This window comes from Myroides phaeus (assembly GCF_900099675.1).
GTDB lineage: Bacteria > Bacteroidota > Bacteroidia > Flavobacteriales > Flavobacteriaceae > Flavobacterium > Flavobacterium phaeum.
Genome location: NZ_FNDQ01000019.1, coordinates 25,752 through 52,405 on the forward strand (window position 1 = coordinate 25,752; position 26,654 = coordinate 52,405).

General features: G+C 31.8%; 21 protein-coding genes. 11 read left to right on the forward strand and 10 right to left on the reverse strand.

Translation table 11 applies throughout. From position 1 onward, the window contains the following. The first annotated feature begins 1 nt into the window (after position 1). Genes BLT46_RS10000 through ygiD form a run of 3 tightly spaced genes read left to right on the forward strand, consistent with a single transcriptional unit; the run spans position 2 to position 3,315 of the window. Positions 2-1,783, forward strand: coding sequence for a TrkH family potassium uptake protein (locus BLT46_RS10000; protein ID WP_090409797.1), 1,782 nt, complete (start codon positions 2-4; stop codon positions 1,781-1,783). Positions 1,784-1,795: 12 nt separating this feature from the next. Next, complete coding sequence (locus BLT46_RS10005; RefSeq protein ID WP_090409799.1) at positions 1,796-2,479, forward strand: potassium channel family protein; 684 nt, start codon at positions 1,796-1,798, stop codon at positions 2,477-2,479. Between the two features lie 2 nt (positions 2,480-2,481). Then, entirely contained in the window at positions 2,482-3,315 is an 834-nt protein-coding gene (gene ygiD / locus BLT46_RS10010; protein WP_090409800.1) for a 4,5-DOPA-extradiol-dioxygenase, read from the forward strand. Here the strand turns inward: ygiD and BLT46_RS10015 are convergent. The 3 genes from BLT46_RS10015 to BLT46_RS10025 form a co-directional block, all read right to left on the reverse strand. Then, positions 3,312-4,160, reverse strand: a complete 849-nt coding sequence (locus BLT46_RS10015) for a GNAT family N-acetyltransferase (protein WP_090409803.1) — start codon at positions 4,158-4,160, stop codon at positions 3,312-3,314. The two genes, ygiD and BLT46_RS10015, sit on opposite strands and share 4 nt — an antisense overlap. 926 nt (positions 4,161-5,086) lie before the next feature. Then, the gene (locus BLT46_RS10020; RefSeq protein WP_245722977.1) at positions 5,087-6,277 is read right to left on the reverse strand and encodes a serine hydrolase domain-containing protein; all 1,191 of its coding nucleotides are present in this window, start codon (positions 6,275-6,277) and stop codon (positions 5,087-5,089) included. A gap of 65 nt (positions 6,278-6,342) precedes the next feature. Continuing rightward, entirely contained in the window at positions 6,343-7,458 is a 1,116-nt protein-coding gene (locus BLT46_RS10025) for a C1 family peptidase (RefSeq protein WP_090409807.1), read from the reverse strand. 71 nt (positions 7,459-7,529) lie between these two features. Here BLT46_RS10025 and BLT46_RS10030 point away from each other — a divergent pair, with 71 nt between their 5' ends. The 5 genes from BLT46_RS10030 to BLT46_RS10050 all read left to right on the forward strand — a co-directional run bounded on the left by BLT46_RS10030 (position 7,530) and on the right by BLT46_RS10050 (position 12,771). Then, positions 7,530-8,369 (forward strand): 1,4-dihydroxy-2-naphthoyl-CoA synthase, encoded by an 840-nt coding sequence (locus BLT46_RS10030; protein WP_090409835.1) that lies wholly within the window; start codon positions 7,530-7,532, stop codon positions 8,367-8,369. A 1,288-nt stretch (positions 8,370-9,657) separates the two neighbouring features. Further along, positions 9,658-9,969: a hypothetical protein gene (locus BLT46_RS10035; RefSeq protein WP_090409809.1), complete on the forward strand. Its 312-nt coding sequence runs from the start codon at positions 9,658-9,660 to the stop codon at positions 9,967-9,969. Positions 9,970-10,117: 148 nt separating this feature from the next. After that, positions 10,118-11,029, forward strand: coding sequence for a 1,4-dihydroxy-2-naphthoate octaprenyltransferase (gene menA, locus BLT46_RS10040; RefSeq protein WP_090409811.1), 912 nt, complete (start codon positions 10,118-10,120; stop codon positions 11,027-11,029). 12 nt (positions 11,030-11,041) lie between these two features. Continuing rightward, positions 11,042-11,728, forward strand: coding sequence for a metal-dependent hydrolase (locus BLT46_RS10045; RefSeq protein WP_090409814.1), 687 nt, complete (start codon positions 11,042-11,044; stop codon positions 11,726-11,728). A gap of 8 nt (positions 11,729-11,736) precedes the next feature. Continuing rightward, positions 11,737-12,771: an o-succinylbenzoate synthase gene (locus BLT46_RS10050; protein WP_090409816.1), complete on the forward strand. Its 1,035-nt coding sequence runs from the start codon at positions 11,737-11,739 to the stop codon at positions 12,769-12,771. 67 nt (positions 12,772-12,838) lie between these two features. Here BLT46_RS10050 and BLT46_RS10055 read toward each other — a convergent pair whose 3' ends face one another. Continuing rightward, positions 12,839-13,711 carry a helix-turn-helix domain-containing protein gene (locus BLT46_RS10055; protein ID WP_090409818.1) on the reverse strand — a complete coding sequence of 291 codons (873 nt, stop codon included), beginning with the start codon at positions 13,709-13,711 and terminating at the stop codon, positions 12,839-12,841. Positions 13,712-14,071: 360 nt separating this feature from the next. On the opposite strand from BLT46_RS10055, the gene BLT46_RS10060 reads away from it, so the two are divergent. After that, on the forward strand, positions 14,072-14,782 hold the full coding sequence (locus tag BLT46_RS10060) for an EamA/RhaT family transporter (RefSeq protein ID WP_245722978.1): 711 nt from the start codon (positions 14,072-14,074) through the stop codon (positions 14,780-14,782). Positions 14,783-14,868: 86 nt separating this feature from the next. Here the strand turns inward: BLT46_RS10060 and acs are convergent, their stop codons facing one another. From acs to BLT46_RS10090, 6 genes are all read right to left on the reverse strand, one after another. After that, positions 14,869-16,779: an acetate--CoA ligase gene (gene acs, locus BLT46_RS10065; protein ID WP_090409822.1), complete on the reverse strand. Its 1,911-nt coding sequence runs from the start codon at positions 16,777-16,779 to the stop codon at positions 14,869-14,871. A 132-nt stretch (positions 16,780-16,911) separates the two neighbouring features. Further along, entirely contained in the window at positions 16,912-17,850 is a 939-nt protein-coding gene (locus BLT46_RS10070) for an NAD(P)H-dependent flavin oxidoreductase (protein ID WP_090409824.1), read from the reverse strand. 18 nt (positions 17,851-17,868) lie between these two features. After that, positions 17,869-19,083, reverse strand: a complete 1,215-nt coding sequence (gene mnmA / locus BLT46_RS10075; protein ID WP_090409825.1) for a tRNA 2-thiouridine(34) synthase MnmA — start codon at positions 19,081-19,083, stop codon at positions 17,869-17,871. Positions 19,084-19,187: 104 nt separating this feature from the next. Continuing rightward, positions 19,188-20,003, reverse strand: a complete 816-nt coding sequence (gene proC, locus BLT46_RS10080) for a pyrroline-5-carboxylate reductase (protein WP_090409827.1) — start codon at positions 20,001-20,003, stop codon at positions 19,188-19,190. Positions 20,004-20,060: 57 nt separating this feature from the next. Next, on the reverse strand, positions 20,061-21,968 hold the full coding sequence (gene yidC, locus BLT46_RS10085; protein WP_090409829.1) for a membrane protein insertase YidC: 1,908 nt from the start codon (positions 21,966-21,968) through the stop codon (positions 20,061-20,063). Between the two features lie 60 nt (positions 21,969-22,028). Further along, positions 22,029-23,642 carry a CTP synthase gene (locus tag BLT46_RS10090; protein WP_090409831.1) on the reverse strand — a complete coding sequence of 538 codons (1,614 nt, stop codon included), beginning with the start codon at positions 23,640-23,642 and terminating at the stop codon, positions 22,029-22,031. 636 nt (positions 23,643-24,278) lie between these two features. On the opposite strand from BLT46_RS10090, the gene BLT46_RS10095 reads away from it, so the two are divergent. Continuing rightward, positions 24,279-25,745 carry an amino acid permease gene (locus BLT46_RS10095; RefSeq protein ID WP_218127664.1) on the forward strand — a complete coding sequence of 489 codons (1,467 nt, stop codon included), beginning with the start codon at positions 24,279-24,281 and terminating at the stop codon, positions 25,743-25,745. A 534-nt stretch (positions 25,746-26,279) separates the two neighbouring features. Further along, on the forward strand, positions 26,280-26,654 hold a 375-nt coding region (locus tag BLT46_RS10100), incomplete at its 3' end, for a transposase (protein ID WP_143021890.1).

Consider the following 26,654-nt stretch of genomic DNA (forward strand, 5'->3'; position numbering starts at 1 on the left):
AATGCCACTATATTACTTAAAAGATAACCTACAAAAGAAACTAACGTATGCTTTAATACGTTTACCTTTTGTCATTAGTTTTATAACCTTATTCATTTTAATTTATGACTTAGGGTTTAATACTTTAAATGATTACCACGCTCAGCTAAACTCTCTGTACAATATCTGTTTAACTATTGGTATGATCGCCATTGCTCGTAGGTATTTTAGCAAGGATAATTATGAGAGTTTAGGTGTTAAGATATTCGACATATTTAGCGTTGTTCTATTTTTAATACTTATTATAGCGCGGTGGCAACCAGAACATACTAATAGATTCTTTGACAGTAGTGCTGTAATCTTTTTTGGTGTATTCTTAATGGTTGTACGGGAGTTCTCTATGCTTCAGCTTAACCTAAAGCAAACAAGAATGAATCCCGCTCAGTTATTTATAGTCAGCTTTTTACTGATTATTTTTATAGGAGCCTTTATGCTGTCTTTTCCAAAGGCAACGGTTACACCAGGTAGTTTACGATATATAGACGCCTTATTTACAGCAACAAGTGCTGTTTGCGTAACAGGGTTATCAACCGTAGATATAGGAAGTCAGTTTACTTTATTTGGAAAAACAGTAATGATTTTCTTGATGGAATGTGGGGGACTGGGAATTATGACAATTGCAAGTTACTTTAGTTATTTCTTCCGTGGAAAAGCATCGTATGGAAATCAACTGGTACTGAAAGATATGTCTTATATAGATAAATTAGGAGATGTATTTGCCACTTTAAAACGCATCATCATTATCTCAGGTATCATACAGTTCATAGGTATGGTCGGGATTTTTATCAGTATCCGCCACCAAGAATTTACATCAATTTACCAACGTATATTTTTCTCTATATTTCACGCTGTATCAGCTTTCTGTAATGCAGGATTTTCTACTTTACCTGAAAACCTTTACACTTTAGAATATAGATTTAATTATCCTTTACACTTAATTATTGCAGGTTTGTTTATTATGGGAGGACTTGGTTTTCCTATCGTTTTCAATGTTTACAAATACATTAAGCACCTTATAATAAATAGACTTCTTCCTTTCAGTATGAAAGAAGCAAGTACTTACTTACCAAGGGTGATTAATTTAAGTACGCGAATTATTTTAATTACAACTATTGCATTAATAGTTGGTGGTACATTCTTAGTTTATGTCTTAGAGTACAACAATACATTAGCAGAGCACGAAGGAATAGGAAAGTTAGTTACTGCATTTTTTACAGCAACAACACCACGTACTGCTGGATTTGCAACAGTAGATAATAATATATTTAGTATATCGACCTTCTTATTGATTATATTTTTAATGTGGATTGGAGCCTCTCCAATATCAACTGGAGGGGGTATTAAAACCAGTACATTTGCCATTGCAGTACTGAATATTTGGACTTTGATGAAAGGTAAATCACGTATTGAAATATACAGACGAGAAGTAGATGAACTATCTGTTCAACGTGCCTTTGCAATTATTATCCTATCTTTATTTGTAATTGGAATTGCCATATTTGCGCTTTCCTTTTTTGAACCTAAGATAGAATTGATTAAACTGGCGTATGAAGCTTTTTCAGCTTATAGTACATCAGGATTAAGTACAGGAATTACAGCTAAATTAACCGATCCAAGTAAGGTAACGTTAATCATGCTTATGTTTATAGGACGTGTGAGTATGCTTACTATCTTAATTGCAATTAGCAAAAAAGAAACTTTAGTAAACTACAGATATCCTACAGAAGAAATATTGATAAATTAAGACATTTAGAACATGAAATATATAATTATTGGTTTAGGAAACTTTGGTGCTTCATTGGCAAAAAAATTGACAGAACAAGGAAATGAAGTTATCGGTGTAGACAAAAGCATGGCACGTGTAGATGCTAATAAAGATATGATCTCGCATACTATTTGTCTTGATTCAACAGATCAATATATGATGTCAGGATTACCGTTAGCAAATACAGACATTGTTATTGTAGCCATTGGTGAAGACCAAGGGGCAAATATTATGACAACAGCTGTATTAAAAAACCTAAATGTGAAGCGCTTGATTAGTCGTGCTATTACTCCTTTACACGAAAACGTATTACAAGCAATAGGAGTAGATGAAATTGTCCACCCAGAAGAAGAAACAGCTGAACGTTGGGCTAAAAAACTATGTATAAAAGGAGTAGTGGACTCATACGAAATTAACGGACGATACAGTATTGTTGAAATCACTGTATCAGAACGTTTCGCAGGTAAAACATTAGGAGAAATAGGCTTTAGAAGTAACTACAACTTGGTTGTACTAACAACTTTAAAAATTAGAGAAGAAACAAACTTTTTAGGTTTATCTAAAAAAATACATGAAGTGCAAGGAATAGCCTCATATGAAACTGTATTAAATAAAGGAGACATCATGGTAATCTATGGTGACAACAAGGATATTAAAAAGATTTTAGCATCATAAGTATGTCAATAAATCAGAAACAAGTAATAGAAAACCTTTTGTCCTTTCCGGATAAAGGGTTTACTATGCCTGCATTATTTGTAGGGCATGGTTCTCCTATGAATGCTATTGAAGAGAATGAGTTTTCTCTTTATTGGCAAAAATTAGGTAAACAACTTCCAAAACCAGAAGCTATTCTTGTTATATCTGCTCATTGGCTAACCCAAGGAACATATGTTACCTCAAATACCAACTTAGAAACAATACACGATTTTAGAGGGTTCCCTCAAGAGCTTTTTAATGTAGAATACAATGTAGAAGGATCTCCTGCATTAGTAAAAGACATTGTAACATCTTCTGCTGATATACATGAAAACCTTGATTGGGGATTAGACCACGGGGCTTGGTCTATACTTGTTCACTTATTTCCAGAAGCAAATATTCCAGTAATACAGTTAAGTATAGATTACTACAAAGAATCAAATTACCACTTTGAAATAGGTAAACAATTAGCACGACTTCGTAAAAAAGGTGTTTTAATAATAGGAAGTGGAAATATAGTTCATAATTTATCTGCTATAGACTGGCACAAAATGCACGAAGATAATTATGGCTTTGATTGGGCAATAGAAAGTAATGAATTAATTAAAGAAACCGTTTACTCACGAGACTTTACTAATTTAATTCGCTATGATAAACTTGGTCTTGCTGTACAGTCTGCTATACCAACACCTGATCATTACTTTCCACTATTATATGTTTTAGGATTAGTTACTAAAAAAGATGAAGTAACAACATTTAATGATAAATATCTAGGAGGCTCTTTAAGTATGACTTCCTTTATATTTAATTCTTAAGATAAATAGAGTTCCATTTCAACCTGTTCTTGGTATGACTCAGCACCCATAGAGCGAAAAAAAGAGTGTATTCCAAAGTTTTGTCCATCAATATTCGTTACATAAAAAGAAGCGTTGTTTCCAAATACTTCATGAACCATAAATGATGCTATTCCCATACGTCTATGTGCTTCTTTAACCCATATTTGTAATATTCTATTTTCAATAGGATTATAAATAATGTAACCTGCTGTTGTATTTTCAAACATAACTTTTTTACGAACAACAACACGGTCATTATTATTAATACAAAACTCACTATTTTGCCAAGTAGGTATTAAATCTTTTTCAATATAAGACACTAAATATTCATAATAAGGCAAATCTCCTATTGTTAAAGTATCCCTTAAACTCTCTTTAACTTTAATCTTTGTTTTCCCCTTAAGAGACTCAACTGTTCTCCATTTTTTAAAACCTATTTTTCTGTATGTACGCATAGCTGATTCGTTAGAAGAATCAACTTCTAAACTTACTTTATCCATTTGAAAACTCTTAAAAAGAGGTATTGCATAATCGTACATTTTAGCTGTTAAATTGTTACCTCTAAAGTCACTCAAGACACCTGTACCTGCGTTATAAAGCTTCTTATTGTTTTTAGCGTGTAAAATAAAACCAACTAATTTCTTTTGATGATAAGCACCAACAGATAAGCTTAAATCAATGCCTTCTGCTTTAATTTTTTCACCTAACTGCTCTTTAGTTAAAATAGTTGGTACAAAGAATTCTGAAGTAGCATTATTAAACACTTCTAAAAACTCTTCTATTTTTACATTCTTTAAAAACTTGAATTGAAAACTGCTACTCATAAATTTCTTTAATCAGATTATTAATTAATAAGCTTGTTTTATCTATTTTAGAATAGTGTGCATTGAAACCACACCATGAAGAGTTAAAGTTATAAATATTTTTCCTCTTTGCAAATTTTCTTACATTTTCTGTTAAAACATATTAAATACAAAAGTTTAGCACATAAACATGATTATTTGACACAAATAGCACGAAAAAACAAGTAATTACTCTATCCCATTTATCACAAAAAGCTTTTATTAAAACAGTTTTAACAGGTATTTCTTTACTTAAAACCTCTTTGTGACAAAAATTTGCCAAACTTTCTTCTGCTATGATAAAATATGAACTACATTTAGGATAGTATCCTTTTAAATAAGCCACACCTTTGCCATATTTATATACTTCTACTACATAAATAACATTACTATTTACACCTGCTTCAACAAACTATAAATTAGTTGCATCACATATTACTTTTGATCTAAATAAAAAACTTCTTTAAGCAGTTCTACTTTAACTATTAAATTTACAACTTTTTGACCTAATGTAGAAATTTCTTTACTTATAAAACATTTAAATGTTAAAATACCTTATTTTAATACCCTCATAGTAAAAGAACTGTTACATTATGTTCTTTAGATATAATCTGAACCAGTAGTAAGAGACAATTCTCTTAAAACCTAATGTACTACATCAAATTCATACTTATTGATAGTAACAATATAATATCAGAATAGATTTACAATAAAGGGTAGTTGATCAATAACTTTGTTTCTTAAAATCGACTATTTGCAAATAATGAGTAATTTCACAAGTGGCGAAGTATCATTATTATTTGCAAATAGTAGCTGCCATCTAAGGGAAGTAACCCTAAACATATGTGGACTTAAATTATGTGATATTGCATATTAATCATAGACAATATTTGTTTCATATCAATAGATTACAATTCAATATCGCCTACAGGATAATCTCCAAAGTGGTGAGATAAACTAATTGTCTTATATGTAGTTCTCGAATATTTGTTTGAGAAAAGAATAATACACGTATTGTCTTTAGCTAAACGAATATATGACGAAGTGTTTCCACGCCACCATCCATTGTGGTAAGTATAAAACTTACCATTTTGCATTTCTATCAAGCGAATACCCAAACCATAATTTCTTATACCTGGATTTTCAAAACTATATCCTTGATAAATCTGATCCTTAACTTTCTTACTTAAAAACGCATCAGAATACATAGCAGTATCAAACTTCAAGAAATCACGGGGAGTAGTAAAGATATTCTTATCCCCATACGTACCATCCATATAATCCCAATCCATCAATCGCATCTTACTTGTAAAAGATTGAGACACCTTATTTTTATTATTAATATCATCAAACACAAAACTATTCGTCATACCAAGTGGTTCAAAGATCAACTCTGCAACCGCCTTTTTAAAAGGCTTTTGTGTTACTCTCTCAACAATTTCCGCCAATACAACATAATTAGTATTACTATATGCAAAGCGAGTATTGGGTTTAAAATCTAATGCAACCGTTTGCTCTTCAATTACCTTAATTACGTCACTATTTGTAATTGTCTTTGTTCTGTCCCAAACATTATCGTAATATCCATAATAACGCAATCCACTGCGATGACTCAACAAAGTACGTACTGTAATCTCTTTATAAGGAAAACGAGGAATAATCTCGGAAACACTCTGATCTAAACTAATTTTGCCTTGATCTACTAATCGCAATACAGTAGTAGCAGTAATCACTTTCCCAACAGAAGCAACGTGGAGTGGGGTATCACTTGTAATTTCCTTTTTACCAGTACGATCATATACACCAGAATAGTCTTCATAGATAATCTTTCCGTTCTTAGCGACAAGAAAACTCCCAGTGTAATCACCCGTTTTAATATTATTGCGATAAAACTCTTCTACTTCTTTCCTTTGCTTTTCTATATAGCTATTTGAAAGCTCATCAAATTCAACCTTATAAGGATTTTCAACTAGAATATTATGTTCTTTATTAATCGCTGTATCGAGTGCTAAATCCTTAGATTTATTTGTGTTATTACACGCACAAAAACATAATGCAGTTAGTAGTGATAATGTTAGTTTGCTTTTTTTAATCATCATTATTGTAAAATACAAAACCAGTTGCCCTTTTACAAGCAACTGGCTAATTGTCTATTCTATTATTTTTATTTAAGCCCTAATTGGTCTTTTGTACTTTTAACTAAGGCATCTTTATGTACTAATACAGAAATAGATTTAAGTTTCATATAAGGAACACTCATATAAATATAACCATCGTTTCCGATGCGTTCACTATTTCCACCCCAAGAGTTTTTAACCTTGTAATAGCTATTTCCCTTTTGGTCTTTTACTTTTCCAACAATATGCATTAAGTGGTCGTCTTGCGTATCAAAGCTATAAAAGTCCTTTAATCTAAGCTCAGCGTCCACAGCTTTTTCAGTGATTATCTCAGTTAAACCTTTCTTTTCATCTTCTTTAGAAGTAGCTACAAAAGCTACACCGTGCTTAGATGAGAAAGTTGCTTCAGAAACATCACAATCTAAAGAAAGGGTAAACCCTTTATCAAGTGCATTGTCAATATTTCTGATGTATTCGTCTAAAGGAAGGTTATACATACTCCCGTTAGAAAAGTTATCAGGAATATTTAAAATAAACGGAGTATAATTCTTCTGGTTTGCAAAAGAAGTAATTGTTACGTAGTCCTCTGGATTAATTCCTGTCATTTTTAAAAATGACTCAGGCGTATATTTCTTTCCTTCATAAGTAAACTCTTTTACTTGCTTACCCATATAAGTATCTAGAATATTTTCAGTGATACTTTTCCAATGCATAGAAATTGGTCCTTTACTTTTAGCATAAGCTTCTATAACACTTTGAAGTGTTTTAAACATTTCACTGTGGTTATACGTTTCTTCCCCCATTAAACCAGAATATGCTTCAATTGGTACAATACCATAATCACGTACGCTATTAATTACATCGTGAGCAAGACCACCTTCACCAAACTGGGCTTTTCCTTGTCTTAAGATATAATTCTCTATTTTCTTTGGATATGTATTACGCACTGTATACATTTCAGATAAATCAATATGTTTGCCCTTTATTCTAATAATCTCGGATTCTAAAAAAGAAGAAGTACTAAAACTCCAACAAGTTCCTGTGTTTCCTTGACTAATTACAGGATTCGCATCAATGTCTATAATATTTTGAAATTCATATTGTTGAGCGTAAGAATTCATCACTGCAAATAACAGTGACATAGAAATTATAAGTTTTTTCATGAGGTATAATCTTTAAGTATTGCAATATAATGCAAAAAATAGGTTATTTTTACCCTAAATTCAAAAAGATTATGAGTAAGATACAATGGGAAACAGCGATCGAGTTTGAAGACATTACATATAAAAAATGTGGTGGAGTAGCTCGTATTGCTTTCAATAGACCAGAAGTTCGTAACGCTTTTAGACCAAAAACGACAAGCGAACTATATCGTGCTTTTTATGATGCACAAGAAGATACATCAATCGGTGTAGTACTTTTATCAGCAGAAGGACCTTCGCCAAAAGATGGAGTTTATTCATTTTGTAGTGGAGGAGACCAAAAAGCAAGAGGTCACCAAGGATACGTAGGAGAAGATGGAATGCACCGTTTAAATATTTTAGAAGTACAACGTTTAATTCGTTTTATGCCTAAAGTAGTTATTGCTGTTATCCCAGGATGGGCAGTTGGAGGAGGACACAGTTTACACGTAGTTTGTGATATGTCATTAGCGAGTAAAGAACACGCTATTTTCAAACAAACTGATGCTGATGTTACAAGTTTTGATGGAGGATACGGATCTGCGTATTTAGCAAAAATGGTTGGACAGAAGAAAGCACGTGAAATTTTCTTCTTAGGAAGAAATTACTCTGCTCAAGAAGCTTTTGAAATGGGAATGGTTAATGCTGTAATTCCGCATGCTGAATTAGAAGATACAGCTTACGAATGGGCTCAAGAAGTATTAGCTAAATCACCTACATCTATTAAAATGTTGAAGTTTGCAATGAACTTAACAGATGACGGAATGGTAGGACAACAAGTATTTGCAGGAGAGGCTACTCGTCTTGCCTATATGACAGATGAAGCAATTGAAGGTAGGAATGCGTTTTTAGAAAAACGTAAACCTAACTTCCCTAAAAAATGGATTCCATAATAAGAATATAAAAGCAGTTGCTTGACAATATTTAAAACCGATTTCACTTATGAAGTCGGTTTTTTTTGTTTAAACATTACTCTAATTCAAATGCAGAAACCAACTTTGAATCTATAATCTCATATTAAAATACTCTACGAAACTTTTCTTTTCACTACAAAAGGTAATGAAATAACATAGCTTGTGTTGTTTTACAAATTACAAACCGAACTAATGAACAGATAAATGTTTTAGATATAGTAATCTACCTTCATACTTTTAGATAATAAAGCTATGAGTGAACTAAAAGCAAGTAAATATAACGATCCTAAAAAGAGGATAAATAGCGCTATTCTAAAGTTTGTTCTTTTAATTCGTATGGAAGAAATCTTTTCAATTACAATGTAAACATATAGCTAAAACCCTAAATAAAGTGTTTAAGCACGCAAAACCATTTGAAAACACACAAACCTATAAGGCTAAACAATAAAGTATCTAAAAAAGAGTCTATATCGTTTACCAGCTGTATTTCTACTTTCTCTGTGAAGACAAAAGTAAAAACAGTCGATCTACTTTCGAACAACAGATAAATAAATCAATACAATTATTGAAGCACAAATAAGTTCTTTTTTAGAACGACTAATATATTTAATCCAAAATAAAAGAGTAGAGGACGCTGCTATAAAAGATATTCTATTTCTAATCAGAGAAGAGTAGAGAATCATAAAAAGAAGCACTATTTATACTTTTAAAAGTAGGGGAATATCTCTTAAAAAAGAGCATCATTTGAGAAATAATTTATATGCTTGTCAAGAATATTTTGTCTAATAAGATATCTAATTGGGTGATAATTCAATGTGTTTTTAGTCCCAAAAAAGCATTTATAAACTCAGAAAAAGAATACCTTTAAATTGATTATTATTACATAAAAAGAGTATATTTGCCCACTTAGACATAGGCTTATACCTTGTTATGAGATGAATATAGATAACTACAATTCCTTCTAAAATCAATTCATCTTATAGTTTAAGTAACTAACATATTTATATTGAAAACCAATAACATACGCTTAATTAATACAATACATAACTTTTAGTTATAAGTGTAAAACAGACTTAAAAACACTGGTTTTTACATCAAAATCACAGCAGCTATAACACTTAAAGCTTCACTTTAACTACTATACCTTAATTTACTACTTCGCAATGCTTTTTTTACAAGTAAAATAAGTTGAATAATTTATTTAGTCAATAGCTTGGGGTATCTTATTATTCAATGTAACTTTACTTCACTTTATAAACCAAAAAAAATGGCCCAATTAATAGTGAGACGCAAAAAAGCAGTTGTAGATAGAAATAGAAACTACAGTGTTTTTTTAGATGGAGATAAGATTGCATTAATACCTAATGGCGAAGAATTGACTTTTAATATCAATGCAGGTAAACATATTATAAGTGCTAAAGTTGATTGGAATTCTTCTAATGCGATTGTTTTTGAAGTACAAGAAAACGATATTATTCATTTCACTTTATCTACTGCAAATCCTTTTTCAGCTATTTATTATACGTTAGTAAAACCAAATAAGTACTTGAAATTTAAGTTGCATAGCATCACAAAATAACATTTATCAAAGCCACATCAGTTCTTCTTTATCTTTTGATTTAAATGCTTTTCTAATAATAAGGAGTAACTTTCATATTTTCTCTTTAATTTTGGACTTTGATTACTGCAAGCAGTAATACAAAAGCTTAAAATAATTAAAAGAGTTTATGACTAAAACTAAAGCGTGGATTAGTGCAGCAAGACTGCGTACACTACCACTTTCAGTATCAGGTATTATAGTTGGATCAGCTTGTGCTTATCCTTTTTTTTCGGCAAATACACTATTCACAAGTATCTTCTTGTTTGCTATTTTGACTACATTATTGCTACAAATACTTTCAAATTTTGCCAATGATTATGGAGATGGTGTAAAGGGAACTGATAACGAAAATCGTATTGGTCCACAACGCGCTGTGCAAAGTGGAATCTTATCTGCTCAACAAATGAAAAAAGGGGTTATTGTAACATCAATCCTTTCTTTAATAGTTGCATTAATCTTAATCTATTTATCATTCGGTAAAGACAATTTTTTTACTTCTTTATTCTTCTTTGTCTTAGGGATTGCGTGTGTAGTTGCTGCAATTAAATACACAGTTGGAAAAGGAGCTTATGGTTACAGAGGCTTAGGTGACTTATTTGTATTCATCTTTTTCGGATTAGTAAGTGTATTAGGCAGTTTCTATTTATACGGGCAAATATTCGATTTCTGGGTTATCTTGCCTGCAGTTGCTATTGGAAACTTGAGTATTGCTGTTTTAAACATTAACAATATGCGAGACTTAGATGCAGATAAAGTAGTAGGCAAAAATACACTTGCTGTTAAATTAGGAAGAGAAGGAGCTAAGAAATACCATTATTTTATCATTCTATTCGCTCTAACCGCATTAGTAGTCTACGGAATACACGCTGGTTTCAGTGCTATTAACTATCTATTTGTAATAGCTTATATTCCTTTGATCAAACATTTAATATTTGTAAAACAAAACACTATTCCTAAAGAATTAGACACACAAATGAAGATTGTTGCTTTATCAACTTTCTTATTGTCTGTTTTATTTTCATTAGCTTTAGTATTCTAAAAAAGATAAATTATGAAAATCACGTATTATGGACATGCATGTATAGGCATTCAAATAGAAGATATTAATATTATTGTTGACCCGTTTATCACAGGAAATCCATTACCTGAGGCAAAAGCAATTGACGTAGATGTAATTAAAGCTGATTACATCTTAATTACCCACGCACATGGTGATCACATCGCAGATGTAGAGCGAATTGCAAAAAATAATCCTGATGCTCTAATTGTATCAAATGCAGAGATTGCAGGGCATTATGAAGCTAAAGGACTTCAAACACATCCAATGAATCATGGAGGTAGCTGGTTGTTTGATTTCGGGAAACTTAAATATACTCCAGCTATACACTCGAGTTCTTTTCCTGATGGTAGTTATGGAGGACAGCCAGGAGGATTTGTTATTGAAAGTAAAAACAAGAATATCTATATCGCAGGAGATACATCATTAACGATGGATATGCAGTTAATACCAATGTTTACTAAACTTGATTTAGCCATTTTACCTATTGGAAGTAATTTTACAATGGATATAAACGAAGCTGTTATTGCTTCAAATTTTGTGCAATGTGATAAGGTTTTAGGTTATCACTTTGATACGTTTGGTTATATTGAAATTGATCATGAAGAAGCTAAACGTAAGTTTTTCGAAAACGGAAAAGATTTAATGCTTTTAAACATTGGAGAAAGCTTAACATTATAATTAGAATTATGAAAGCAAGTTATAAAAGACATTTACTTAAATTTAAGAGACCTTCAGGAACATCAAGAGGGATTCTTACAGAAAAGGAAACGTGGTTTATTAAACTGGAACATAATGGCAAAATAGGAATAGGAGAGTGCGGTATACTGCGCTCTCTTAGTTTTGATGATAGACCTGATTATGAACACAAGCTAAAATGGGTTGTTCAAAATATCCATTTAGGAAAAGAAGTATTATGGAATGAGTTACTTGAATGGCCTTCAATTCAATTTGGAATAGAGCAAGCTTTTCTATCACTTGAAAGTAACAACCCGTATATTTTATTCCCTTCAAAATTTACAAAAGGGGAGGACTCTATTCAAATTAATGGATTGATTTGGATGGGTGAAGAAGGCTTTATGAAAGAGCAAATTGATGAGAAGTTAAAGCAAGGGTTTAAGTGTGTTAAACTTAAAATCGGAGCGATCGATTTTGAAAAAGAACTCGGATTATTGCGTTATATTCGTGAGCATTTTACTTCAAAAGACATTGAATTAAGAGTTGATGCAAATGGTGGTTTCTCCCCAAGTGACGCTTTAAGTAAATTACACCAACTATCTGAATTACAACTACATAGTATCGAACAACCTATCAAACAAAAGCAATATGACAGTATGTCAGTTCTATGTAAAAACACTCCTTTGCCTATTGCACTTGATGAAGAATTAATAGGTGTGATAAACTATCAAGATAAAGCTGATTTATTAGATAAAATTACTCCACAATATATTATCTTAAAGCCAAGTTTAGTTGGTGGAATTAAGGGTACTTTAGAATGGATTAAACTAGCAGAAGAACGTAATATCAGTTGGTGGATTACATCAGCTTTAGAAGGTAATATAGGACTGAATGCAATAGCACAATGGACCTACACTTTGCAGTCAAATTTACCACAGGGATTAGGAACAGGTGCTCTTTATACTAATAATTTTGATTGTCCATTAGAAGTTAAAAATGGAGAGTTGTGGTATAATATAAAAGAGAACTGGAAAGGTACTCTATAAAATTACTTATAAGACCATAACAAATAGCCTGAAAACAAACTAGTTTTCAGGCTATTTGTTATGATTATTATTTACTTCGCCTATATCCATCTGGTGAAATACCTATATGTTTTTTAAAGAATCTTGAAAAATAAGAATTATCTTTAAAACTAAGCTTAAAAGCAATTTCAGCAACACTTAAATTAGTATTTACAAGTAATCTTTTACTTTCTAATAAAATCCTATTTCTAATTAATTCACCTGAAGACTGACCTTTAAATTTCTTACATTTTGAATTCAAATAATTTGGGCTTACATGTAATAGTTTTGCATAGTCGTTAGGAAAGCGCAGCTCATAAAAATGTTTATCTATTAGTTTTTCATAATTATTAACCAAAGCTGAATGGTGTATTATGTCCTCAGACACCTTATTTTTAGCTTCATACAACTCTACAGCTGTCAAAAGTAATTCTAATACATAAATATGTAATAGATTGAATTCCTTTCTTTTATTTTTATTAAAAGCTATTTTTATACTATTGAACATTCTATCAAATTCATTGAAAAATTTATTAACTTTGAACAAATTTTCAGTGTTATGTTGACTAAAGAATTTAAAATTATTTAAAAAGTCCTTATCAACTAAATATGAATAAAAGAAATCAATAGTGAAATTTAATACATAGCCTTGTGTAGACTCATTAAAATCCCATTTATGAACTTGAGCAGGAGCAATAAAGAATAAATCACCTTTATTGATGTTAAATATCTTATTATCAATAAAATGTTTACCTGTTCCATTTGTAATAAATAATATTTGATAAAATAAATGATGGTGGGCAATTGAAACTAAACTGTTTTGAGATTCAATCACTTCCTTTAAATCAAGGATTATACAGTCTTTATGATTATTATATTGATCTAATAAATCACAGCTATTAAAACGAGGAATATTATTCATTTCATTATTTTATAATTACTAATCATAGTGCTTAAAAAAAACACTATCTCTACAAATTTAGTAATTTTTTACAAACAAAATATTTTTAATTAACATATTAAATATACGATAATACATATTATGTAAAATAGATCGTTTTAATTACTCACCTAACACTTCTACATTCTTTTAAATCTTTATATTTGCAACCTAAGTTTTAAAACAATGCTATACCTTATATTGAGTATTATTGGCAGTCTTTCTGTGGGAATTTTATTTAAAATAATCAAAAAACTTCCTATTGATATTTATCAAATAATTATCATTAACTATATTTCAACTGTAGCTTTATCGAGTTTTATTTTTAAACCTAACTATAATATGGTTGATAGTAATTTCCCTTATCTATTGGTCCTAGTTTTAGGACTTTTACTACCATCAATATTTATATTTCAATATTTAAGCATTAAGCATACAGGAATTCTAAAAACAGATATTGCTCAACGAATGTCTCTTTTTATTCCTATTATGGCTTCAATATTTTTTTTTAAAGAGAATATTACACTGTTGAGATATATTTCGTTATTTCTCGGTTTTATAGCAGTTTACTTCATACTTAGTAAAGCAGAAAAAAACGCAATTACTATAAATAGTAAAAATATATTACATCTAATTTTAGTATTTGTAGGTTTTGGTGTAATTGATATTCTATTTAAGCAAATGGCATTATACTCAGTTGTTCCTTATACAACTACTCTATCTTCTGTCTTTATCCTTGCTTTATTACTGTCTTTACTATTTTATGGCATATTCTGCTTTTTCAGTAAAACAAAACTAAATATTACAAAATACACTTTACTTTTTGGGCTAATTATAGGTGTTTTAAATTTTGGTAATATATATTTTTATCTAAATGCTCATAAAGCTTTTGCACAAAACCCAACTATTGTATTTGCAGGAATGAATTATGGTGTTATTGTATTTGGAACTTTAATAGGTTATTTTGGGTTTAAAGAGAAACTTAGTAAAAAGAACGTCTTAGGTTTAATAATTGCCATTATTGCAATTGCGTTATTAATGTATAGTTTATAATAAACTCTTGAATATATCATATCAATAAAAAGCCCTCGAATATCAAGATGTTATTCGAGGGCTTTTATATCTATAAACCTGTATTTCTACTGATTATGTCCTTCAATAATTGTTTTAATTACTTCTGGATTGATTAATGTAGAAACATCTCCAAATTCTTGTGTTTCTCCATTTGAGATAGCTCTAAGTATTCTTCTCATAATCTTTCCAGAACGCGTTTTAGGAAGACTTTCTATAAATAAAATCTTGTCTAATTTGGCAATAGGTCCAATATGACTAGAAATAAGATTATTAATTTCTTTCATAAGGTTTTCACGATCACGGTATTCACCTTCTACTTTAAGCGTAATAAAGCCATATAATGCATTTCCTTTAATGTCGTGCTTATAACCAACAACCGCACTTTCTGCAACTGCTGGGTGTTCATTTATTGCGTCTTCAATTGGAGCTGTACCTAAATTATGTCCTGAAACAATTACAACATCGTCAGCACGACCGGTAATTCTATAATATCCAACTTCATCTCTTAATGCACCATCTCCGGTAAAATATTTACCAGGAAATTGACTAAAATACGTTTCTTGATATCTTTCGTGGTCTCCCCAAATTGTTCTTGCCATAGACGGCCATGGAAACTTGATACACAGAGCTCCATCAATTTGATTATCTTCTATTTCATTTCGTTTTTCATCCATCAAGACAGCTTGAATACCTGGCAATGGCAATGTAGCATAAGTTGGTTTAGTCGGTGTAATAAAAGGCAACGGAGAAATCAAGATACTTCCCGTTTCTGTTTGCCACCAAGTATCCACAATTGGACATCTCTTTTTACCAACATGGTCATTGTACCAGTGCCAAGCTTCTTCGTTAATTGGTTCTCCTACAGACCCAATCACTCTCAAACTTGATAAATCATGTGAATTTACATATTTGTAATCCTCCGTCATTAATGAACGAATTGCTGTTGGTGCAGTATAAAACTGTGTAACTTTATATTTATCAATGATATCCCAAAATCTGCTTGGTGTAGGATAAGAAGGAACTCCCTCAAACATTACAGTTGTAGCACCATTTAATAAAGGACCATAAACAATGTATGAGTGCCCTGTAATCCAACCACAATCTGCTGTACACCAGAAGATATCTTCTTCTTTATAGTCAAAAATATTGCGGAATGAATACGCCGTTTGTACCATATAACCCGCCGTTGTATGAACCATTCCTTTAGGTGAACCTGTAGATCCTGATGTATAAAGAATAAACAGAGGGTCTTCAGCATCCATAACTTGAGCTACGTGATTTGTTGAAGCTTCTTCATATAATGGCTCTATCCATAAATCTCTACCTTCTACCATTTTTGTTTCAGCACCAGTTCTATTTACAACTAATACTCTTTCTACTGAAGGACAGTTAACTAACGCCTCATCAATAATTGGCTTTAACGGAATAGTCTTGCTTCCTCTAAAGCTACCATCTGATGTAATAACAAACTTACATTCAGAATCGTTTACTCGTTTTGAAACAGCAGATGAAGAAAATCCTGCGAATATCACACTGTGAATTGCTCCTATTCTTGCACAAGCTAACATAGCTACAGATAACTCCGGAATCATTGGTAAGTAAATACAAACCCTATCTCCTTTTTTAAGACCTTGATCCTTCAGTACGTTTGCCATTTTACAAACTCTGATATATAAATCGTTATAAGTGATTGTTTGTGCCTCTTCTTCCGGATTATTAGGTTCAAATATTATAGCTGCTTTATCTCCGCGTTTTGCAAGATGTCTATCTATACAATTTTTTACAATATTAAGTTTACCATTTACAAACCATTGAAATTTTGAGTTTTCCATATCAAAGTCAAAAACTTTGTCCCATACTTGATACCATACAAAGTTCTCTTCTGCTATTTTACTCCAAAATTTACGTGGCTCTCGAACAGATTTTTTATAATGTTTAAAATACTGTTCAAGGTTCTCTATTTTATAATAACTCATGGTTTAGTAGTAATATTTTTATGTTATGTTATTTTAAGTTTCTAAATATATGATATTAGAGGTAAAAAACAAAAAAGTCATACATTATTTATAAAAATAATGTATGACTTTTTTATATACTAATTTTCTATGTTAAATATTATAGAGACCTTTTTTCGCTTCGTTATATTCAGCAACTATCTCAGTGATAATATTTTGAACTGTATCTATTTTATTAATAAGACCAACTATCTGACCTATTTCAAGTTCTCCTTCTACAAGATCACCTTCAAACATTCCTTTTTTCGAACGGCCACGTCCTAAGTATTCTCTTAGCTCCTCTACAGAAGCTCCTTTCTTATATAAATCTTGTAATCCTAAATAGAAGTCATTCTTGATAAGTCTAACTGGTGCAAGTTCTTTCAAACTTACCATTGTATCTCCTTCTTGTGTATCTAATAAGAGATTTTTAAAATTATCATGTGCAGAACTCTCCACTGATGCTGCAAAGCGTGTTCCCATCTGAACTCCATCTGCTCCTAAAATCATAGCTGCAAGCATACCCTTTCCTGACGCAATTCCGCCCGCTGCAATCAACGGAATCGAAATTCTCTCTTTAACCATCGGAATTAATGTAAAAGTCGTTGTTTCCTCCCTTCCATTGTGTCCTCCGGCCTCAAATCCTTCTGCTACGATAGCATCTACACCTGCATCTTGTGCTTTTAAAGCAAATTTAGATGAACTCACAACATGAACAACCGTAATTCCGTGTTCCTTTAAAAAAGGGGTCCACGTTTTTGGATTTCCTGCTGATGTAAAAACAATCTTTACGCCTTCTTCTACAAGGATATTCATAATCTCCTCAACGTTAGGATAAAGCATTGGAACATTTACACCAAATGGCTTATTTGTTGCTTTCTTACACTTTTGAATATGTTCTCTAAGTACGTCTGGATACATAGAACCGGCTCCAATAAGACCAAGTCCTCCGCTATTACTTACAGCACTTGCCAAGTTATACCCACTATTCCAGATCATTCCACCTTGAATAATTGGATATTCGATGCCAAAGAGTTCTTTAATTCTATTCATAATTTTTTGATTGGTTGGTTATACTTTTGATATCACCCCCGAACCTATTAGTTCGTCTGCGATATGCCAAGATACAAATTGTCCCTCAGTTATTGCAGATTGTGGCTCATCAAATCGTACATACATACCACTTTTAACTTTATGTAAAGTCGCTTTTTGTAATGGCTGACGGTATCTAATACGTGCATAAATCTCCATAGACTCCCCTTCTTTTAAAGCTAAGTCTTCTCTTATCCAGTGAGTTTCACTCTCTTTTACAAAAAGTGATTTGTGGAATAATCCTGGATGCTGATGCCCTTGACCTGTATAAATCACATTATCTTTGACATCTGTAGCAATGATAAATAAGGGTTCAACCGTACCTCCTACATTAAGTCCCTTGCGCTGACCTGTTGTAAAAAAGTGTGCTCCATAGTGCTCTCCTACTTTCTTACCCATTTCTGGTGTGTACACAAAAGCCTTAGCCTCTGCCTGTAATTGCTCTTCTAAAGTAGCATACTCCACTCCTTCTAATTCTTTAAATACAGGGGCATCTTTAGGAATTTCGTAGATAAACCCGTCTTTTGGTTTCAACTGTTGTTGTAAAAACTCAGGTAAACGCACTTTTCCAATGAAACACAATCCTTGTGAATCTTTCTTGTCTGCCGTAATTAAATCCATTTGAGCTGCAATCTCACGCACTTGTGGTTTTAACAACTCCCCAATTGGAAATAGAGACTTTGCTAACTGCTCTTGTGACAATTGACATAAGAAATAAGATTGGTCTTTATTAGGATCAACACCTGCCAACAATTTATAAACAGTTTCCTCTGTTCCATCAGCTTTAGTGATTACCTCCTCTCCTTTTCTACAATAGTGACCTGTAGCAACATAATCTGCTCCTAAGCTCAACGCTATTTTCATAAAAACGTCAAACTTAATCTCACGATTACATAAAACATCTGGATTTGGTGTACGTCCATTCTCATATTCGTTAAACATATAATCAACGATACGCTCCTTATATTGTTCGCTTAAGTCAACTGTTTGAAATGGAATACCCAATTTCTCAGCCACCATTAAGGCGTCATTACTATCTTCTAACCATGGACATTCATTAGAAATTGTCACTGAATCATCGTGCCAATTCTTCATAAATAATCCAATTACATCATATCCTTGTTCTTTCAGTAAATAAGCGGCAACACTTGAGTCTACCCCTCCTGAAAGTCCTACTACTACTCTTTTTTTCATAATAAAAAATATTGCAACAAATTTACATTAAATGCCACAATACAGAAAGCTTTTCAATTATCTTATCATTTAATTATGATAAGAAAATATTAATATTATTATCCTTACTCTTGATTCATTTTGTTTCCAAGATATTCAGATTGTTCTTTAGCCTTGTTTATTCCTTCAATCAATGATTTTTCAAGATCACATTGATTAAAAAAAGCAATTGCCTTTTCTGTCGTACCTCCTTTTGACGACACTTTAGCTATCCAATCTTGTGTTGATAAAGAGTTGGACTCGTATAATCCCAATGCTCCTGAAATGGTTTGTTTTACCAATAACTCTGCTTGTGAAAGTTCAAATCCAAAATCTAAAGCAGATTGAATCATTGCTTGCATAAAATAAAACACATAAGCTGGTCCACTACCCGATACCGCAGTTGCTGCGTCAATTTTATTTTCTTCTGCAACATAAACAGATTTACCAGTTGTGTTAATTAAGTTTTGAATGATAAATAGCTCTTTTCTATCTAATTCCTCAGAAGCCGTAAATACTGTCATCCCCTTACCTATTTGTGTGGGTAAGTTTGGCATAGAACGCACTACTTTAGTAATACCCAATTTCTCTTTTATTCCTTCAATTGAAATACCTGCCATAACAGAAACTACAATCTGCTCGGGCTTCAAGAAGGGCTTTAAATTTAAAGCCAATTGGTTAAAATCCTGTGGTTTCACAGCAATAATTACGATATCACGATTACTTAATTCGCTATCCAATACATAGCGATAAGAAAGTTGGTGTATGTTTCTACTATCATTTGCTACACGTTGAGAGCGCGTATAGATTAAAACATCTTCTGGAAGAATGAAACGTGAATTGATAAAACCGTTAGCAAAAGTGCTACCCATATTACCCATTCCAATAATTGCTATTTTCATAAAAAAAAACACCCTTGAACTAGATCAAGGGTGTTAAATGTAAAAAAATATATTTGATTATTTCTTTTTATTTTGTTGTTCTTTCAAACGTTGTTGCTCTTGTGCTTGTTCCATCATCTCTTGCATCTTACGTTGAAATCTTCCTTTCGGACGGTCTTTTTTAGTTTTGTTCTCTTCAATCTTAGCTTTAATCTTCTCTTCTTTTACAATGTGATTTTTGATCACATACATAATTCCGATAGTAATAGAGTTAGAAACAAAGTAGTACAAACTCAATCCAGACGCGTAGTTATTAAAGAAGAATAACATCATTAATGGTGAAATATAAATCATCACCTTCATGATTTTACTCATATCTGGCATACCTTCTTGTGCTGGTTGCGCCATTTGTTGATCTCCTGTTGTCATTTTCATATAGATGAAAATTGCAATAGAAGCTAATAATGGGAACAAACTCACGTGACTTCCATAGAATGGAATTTTAAATGGTAATTCTAAAACTGAGTCATATGATGATAAGTCAGTTGCCCATAAGAAACTCTTCTGTCTTAAATCAAAAGCAGACGGGAAGAATTGGAACAACGAGTAGAAAATCGGAATTTGTAACAACGCTGGTACACATCCTGCCATTGGATTAACCCCAGCTTTAGAATACAAGTTCATTGTTTCTTGTTGTTTCTTCATCGGGTCATTTTTGTACTTCTCGTTTAATTCAGTAACCTCTGGACGAATAGCTTTCATTTTAGCTTGAGAAACGTATGACTTGTAAGTTAAAGGTGAAATTAACAATCTCACTAATACTGTCAATACGATAATAGCAATACCGTAAGGTAAGAATGAACTCAATAATCCAAATACTGGAATAAATAAGAAACGGTTAACCCATCCAAAGATTCCCCATCCTAATGGTACGATATTGTCTAAGTTTTTGTCGTATGATTTCAAAATTTTGTAATCAGACGGTCCAAAATACATATTCATATCGTAGTTCAACTCTCCGTTTGAATATTCTAAAGGAATAGTACTTGAGAATTGTTTTGTAAATTCTGTATCTACATCTTCGTCAATTACTAAGTTTTTAGAAACTAAGTCAACAGACGTAAAGTTTTTATTTGTCAATAAGATTGACGTAAAGAAGTGTTGTTTATATGCAATATAAGAAACATCTTTTACTGTTTTATTGTCGTCTTTACTTGTAGGACTTAAATCGTTATCCTTACCTCCTTCATATTCGTAGTATAAACGAGTATAACGGTTTTCGTAAGAAATACTTTTTTCATTAGTATATGATTTTAAATCCCATTTTAACTGTGGAGTTTTACTTAAATCAACAACTTTGTTTAAACCTTGTGTACGGATTGAGAAATCAATCATGTAGTCATTTGGTTTTAAAACGTAACGGTACTCCAAGAATTGGTTTTCCGACACTTTTAAACGCATAGATAACACTTGGTTTTCTCCTTCTTTAGATACTTCAGGTTCAAAATATAAATCTTGTGTATTAAACACACGATTATCTGAAGTATGTAATTCTAAGTTGAAATTTGAATTTCCATCCTTAATTAACTCAACTGTTTTCCCTGAGTTTTTATTAAAACTATCAAATTTATTTACAACTACATTAGATAAGCTACCTCCTTTATTTTCTACTACTAAAGTAAGAAAATCAGTTTTTAACTCTGTTTTCTCCTCTTGAGCAGAAGGTAAAGTTGCACTAAAAGCGAAAGGACCAAGTTTCGAACGTAACGCTTCAGTCATAATAGAATCGTTCTCTACATGATTACTTATTGCATTAGATATACTTTCTGACTCTATCTGTTTAATAACTTCTTTTTGCGCTATCTCTTTGTCCTTTACAATAGCTTCTTGCTCTTTGTTGATATTGTTAAACATCATCCAAATCAGCAATCCGGCTATGACAACAAAGCCGACAATACTGTTACGATCTATTTTTTTTCCTTCCATTATTTAATTTGTAATTTATCAAATGTGTTTTTGAAATTAACCTTCTACTAAGTGATATACTTAGTTAGTTTTTTTCTCCATAGCAGCTTTCACAAAATTCACAAAAAGAGGATGTGGTTTTGCTACTGTACTCTTATATTCTGGGTGGAATTGAACTCCTACAAAGAATGGGTGTGTATTTAATTCTACAATTTCCACTAATCCTGTATCTGGGTTACATCCCGAAGCTACTAATCCTGCTTTCTCGAAATCTTCTAAATATTGATTATTGAACTCATATCTGTGACGGTGACGTTCATTAATCATTGTTTCTCCATAAATATCGAATGCCTTAGTTCCTTCTTTCAATTTACAATCCCATCCACCAAGACGCATTGTTCCTCCCTTATCTGTAATATTCTTTTGTTCTTCCATGAACGTAATTACAGGATATTGAGTACTCTCGTTTACCTCAGTAGTATTAGCATTTGTAAATCCAAGAATGTTTCTTGCATATTCAATAACTGCCATCTGCATACCTAAACAAATACCTAAGAAAGGAATATTATTCTCTCTTACATATTTAATAGTTTCAATTTTTCCTTCAATTCCACGAGAACCAAAACCTGGTGCTACCAATACAGCATCTAAGTTTTTCAATTTCTCTGTAACATTATTTGCAGTAATATTATCTGATTGAATAGAAATAATGTTCACTTTAATTTGGTTTTCAGCACCACCGTGAACTAATGCTTCTAAAATAGATTTGTAAGAATCTTGTAATTCTACATATTTCCCTACTAAACCAATGTTTACTACGTGTTTCGGATTTTTCAAACGGTGAATAAATTCGTTCCATTTTACTAAATCTGGCGTAGTTCTCTCTGGTAAATCTAATTTTTTAAGCGCTACTTTATCTAACCCTTCTTGTAACATTAAGTTAGGCACATCATAGATAGTATCAGCATCGATAGACTGTACTACTGCTTCTGGCTTTACATTACAGAATTGAGCTAATTTTTGACGAATTTCAGTACTTAAGTTGTGCTCAGTTCTACAAACTAAGATATCAGCTTTAATACCACTTTCCATCAATGTTTTAACCGAGTGCTGTGTAGGTTTTGTTTTTAACTCACCTGCAGCTGCTAAATAAGGAACTAATGTCAAGTGAACAACAATTGCATTGTTATCTCCTAACTCCCATAATAACTGTCTAACAGACTCGATGTATGGCAATGATTCAATATCCCCTACAGTACCACCAATTTCAGTAATAACGATGTCATAATCACCTGATTTACCAAGTAATTGCATACGCTCTTTAATTTCATTAGTGATATGAGGAACAACTTGAACAGTTTTACCTAAAAACTCTCCTCTACGTTCTTTCTCGATTACAGATAAATAAACTCTACCTGTTGTAACGTTATTCGCTTGAGATGTTGGCACATTCAAGAAACGCTCATAATGTCCTAAATCCAAATCTGTCTCTGCTCCATCATTAGTAACGAAACACTCTCCGTGCTCATACGGATTTAAAGTTCCTGGATCCACGTTAATGTATGGATCAAACTTTTGAATTGTAGCGGAATACCCACGTGCTTGCAATAGTTTCGCTAACGAAGCAGCGATAATTCCTTTCCCTAAAGAAGATGTAACTCCTCCTGTAACAAAAATATACTTAGTTTGTTTCATTTAGTCGTTTATTTGTTGTGTTGTTAAAAATAAAACTTGGCAAAAATACAACTTTCCAAGCTATTCTTCTAATTTTAGCGAATTTAAAAAAGTCAACTTTACAAGATATAAGAGTAAACTTTTGATTTATAAATACTTTTATAATATTATTAAAGTAAGCTATTTCATTTTTTAAAACATTATGCCTTTTATAGCTCGCTGATTTGCCATTCTACGGTTATTTAAAACAGCAACAACAGCTATTTTTATAACAATAGTTGTTCCAAGAAACAAGTAACTGCCATATTGTACCTTTAAAAAGAGAAAAAACACACCAATACTTATAATGTATTGTTGACAAACTGACTTATTTTTTCACTTTGCAAAATTTCTACAGCATTTTTGACATAGTTTTTAAACAAACTCGTCTAATTGCATTATTCTTAATAATATTCTCTTTACCCCTTACCAAAGAGAATTTAATTTGGTTTTTACACAAATCTACTAAATATAATTCAAGCAAACATACTTAAAATAGTTCGTTTTATTACCTAAAACACATATAAACAAGCATTTTGTTGAATAAAAATTATATTTTATGCGTTTTTACAAATTATAATACAATTTGTTTTTATACTTTTGTACCAAATTTAAGAAATGGAAAAAGGTAAAGACAACTCAAAAGTAATTCGTGGTTTAAAAGCGAGACACATATCTATGATTGCCATAGGTGGATGTATTGGAACAGGACTATTTATGGCAAGTGGAGAAGCAATTCATCAAGCAGGACCTGGAGGGGCTTTATTGGCATATGCGATGATAGGATTAATGGTATATTTCTTAATGACTTCTTTAGGAGAGATGGCTACATACTTACCTGTATCTGGTTCTTTTAGTACGTATGCTGCTCGATTTGTAGATCCTTCACTTGGTTTTGCTTTAGGATGGAACTACTGGTTTAACTGGGTGATTACAGTAGCTGTTGATATATCAATTGCTGCGGTAGTAGTATCTTATTGGGAACCTATGAACTTCTTACCTACGTGGGGCTGGAGCTTGTTATTTTTCTTAATTATTTTTGGATTAAATACGCTATCTGTAAAAGCATATGGAGAGTCAGAATATTGGTTTGCTATAATTAAAGTAGTAACAGTAGTTTTATTTTTAGGTGTAGGACTACTTACTATATTCGGTATTTTAGGAGGTGAATATATTGGTATGAAAAACTTTACATTAGAAGAGGCTCCCTTTTTAGGTGGTGGTTTTTCAGGTAAATTTTTATCTGTTTTAGGTGTATTCTTAATTGCTGGTTTCTCTTTTCAAGGAACTGAACTTATCGGTATTACAGCTGGTGAATCAGAAAATCCAGAGAAAAACATTCCTAAAGCAATCAAACAAGTTTTTTGGAGAATTTTAGTATTTTATATTTTGTCAATCTTTGTAATCGGGTTGATTATTCCGTACACAAGTCCTTCTTTATTAGGAGCTGAGATTACAGAAATTGCAAAGTCTCCGTTCACTTTAGTATTTGAACGCGCTCACTTAGCTATTGCAGCAGCTATTATGAATGCAGTTATTCTAACATCAATCTTATCTGCTGGTAACTCAGGCTTATATGCCTCTACTCGTATGTTGTATGCGATGGGAAAAGAAAAAATGGCTGCAAAAGCATTTGGTACTGCCAACAAGAAAGGAGTTCCAATGATAGCATTAGTTATAACAGGTGTTATTGTATTATTAATTTTCTTAATACAAACAGTCCACCCACAAGCAGTAGACCTAATTCTTGCTGCGTCTGGATTAACTGGATTCATCGCTTGGTTAGGTATTGCAATTAGTCACTACCGTTTTAGAAGAGCTTATACGCGTCAAGGAAAAGACGTTAAAGACTTAGTTTACAAAGCTAAGTGGTTCCCATTTGGACCTTTATTTGCCTTGTTATTGTGTATTTTAGTAATTATCGGACAAGATTCTGAACTAATATTTGAAGGAAAGTTTGATTGGCAAGCAATATTAATTACCTATATGGGTATTCCATTCTTCTTAGCCTTTTATATTTACCATAAGGTAAAACACAAAACAAAACTAATACCATTAGAAGAAGTTGATTTAAGTAAGAAATAAAAAGAGCTAGCCAAAGCCCTAAATAAGGGACTAAATATAAGTATTGCTTTTCTATAAGAAGCAAAATAAACGAAGATGTAAAGTATAATGCATTAGATTATACTTGCAATAAAATACATATCAAAGCTTAATCTTAAACATACCTTGTTTGAGACATTTACCACTCAAGCCCCACAGTGGCTCGAAAAACAACCTTTTTTCCGAAGATATTTGGTATTTGTGTGGTAAATGTCCGAAACAAGTATCAAAGAAGTTATTAATGACATTATTATATAAGTATACCAGATATTAAAAAGACATATGATTCAGCTAGTGATGTGATGTTTTAATAATGTTCACAACACTTCTCTAAAACCGTTTTAAAGACTTCCTAAATATAATACTTAGAAACTATTACTAACTTTAATGATAGAAGTTCAAAAGTTTCTACGGAATCCCTTCATACGAAAGCAAAACACTTTAGATTGTTTTTAAAGAAAAGACATATATAATAGACATGCCCCAAAAAGTTAGACACTTTTTGGGGCATTTTTTATGAGTAGAAAACAGAAATACAATTTTGAATTTAAGTTACGTATAGTAACTATTATTTTGGAAGGGAAAGACAGTATGAGGGGACTTTCTCGATCAGAAAAAATCAGTGAGTTTAACCTTTATTTTTGGCTTAAACTATATGAAGTTTATGGAGAACAAGGATTACATGGAATCTCCAAAAACAAATTCACTATAGAAGAAAAAATTCATATTATTCAGGAACATCAAAATAGTGATTTATCTTTGACAGATACCTGTGTTAGATATAGAATCTCAAATCCTTCTGTCTTATTCCAATGGATAAGAAAATTTAAAAGCAAAGGATTTAAAGGTTTAGAAGACAATCGGGGTGTACATTTAAAGAAAAATAAAACA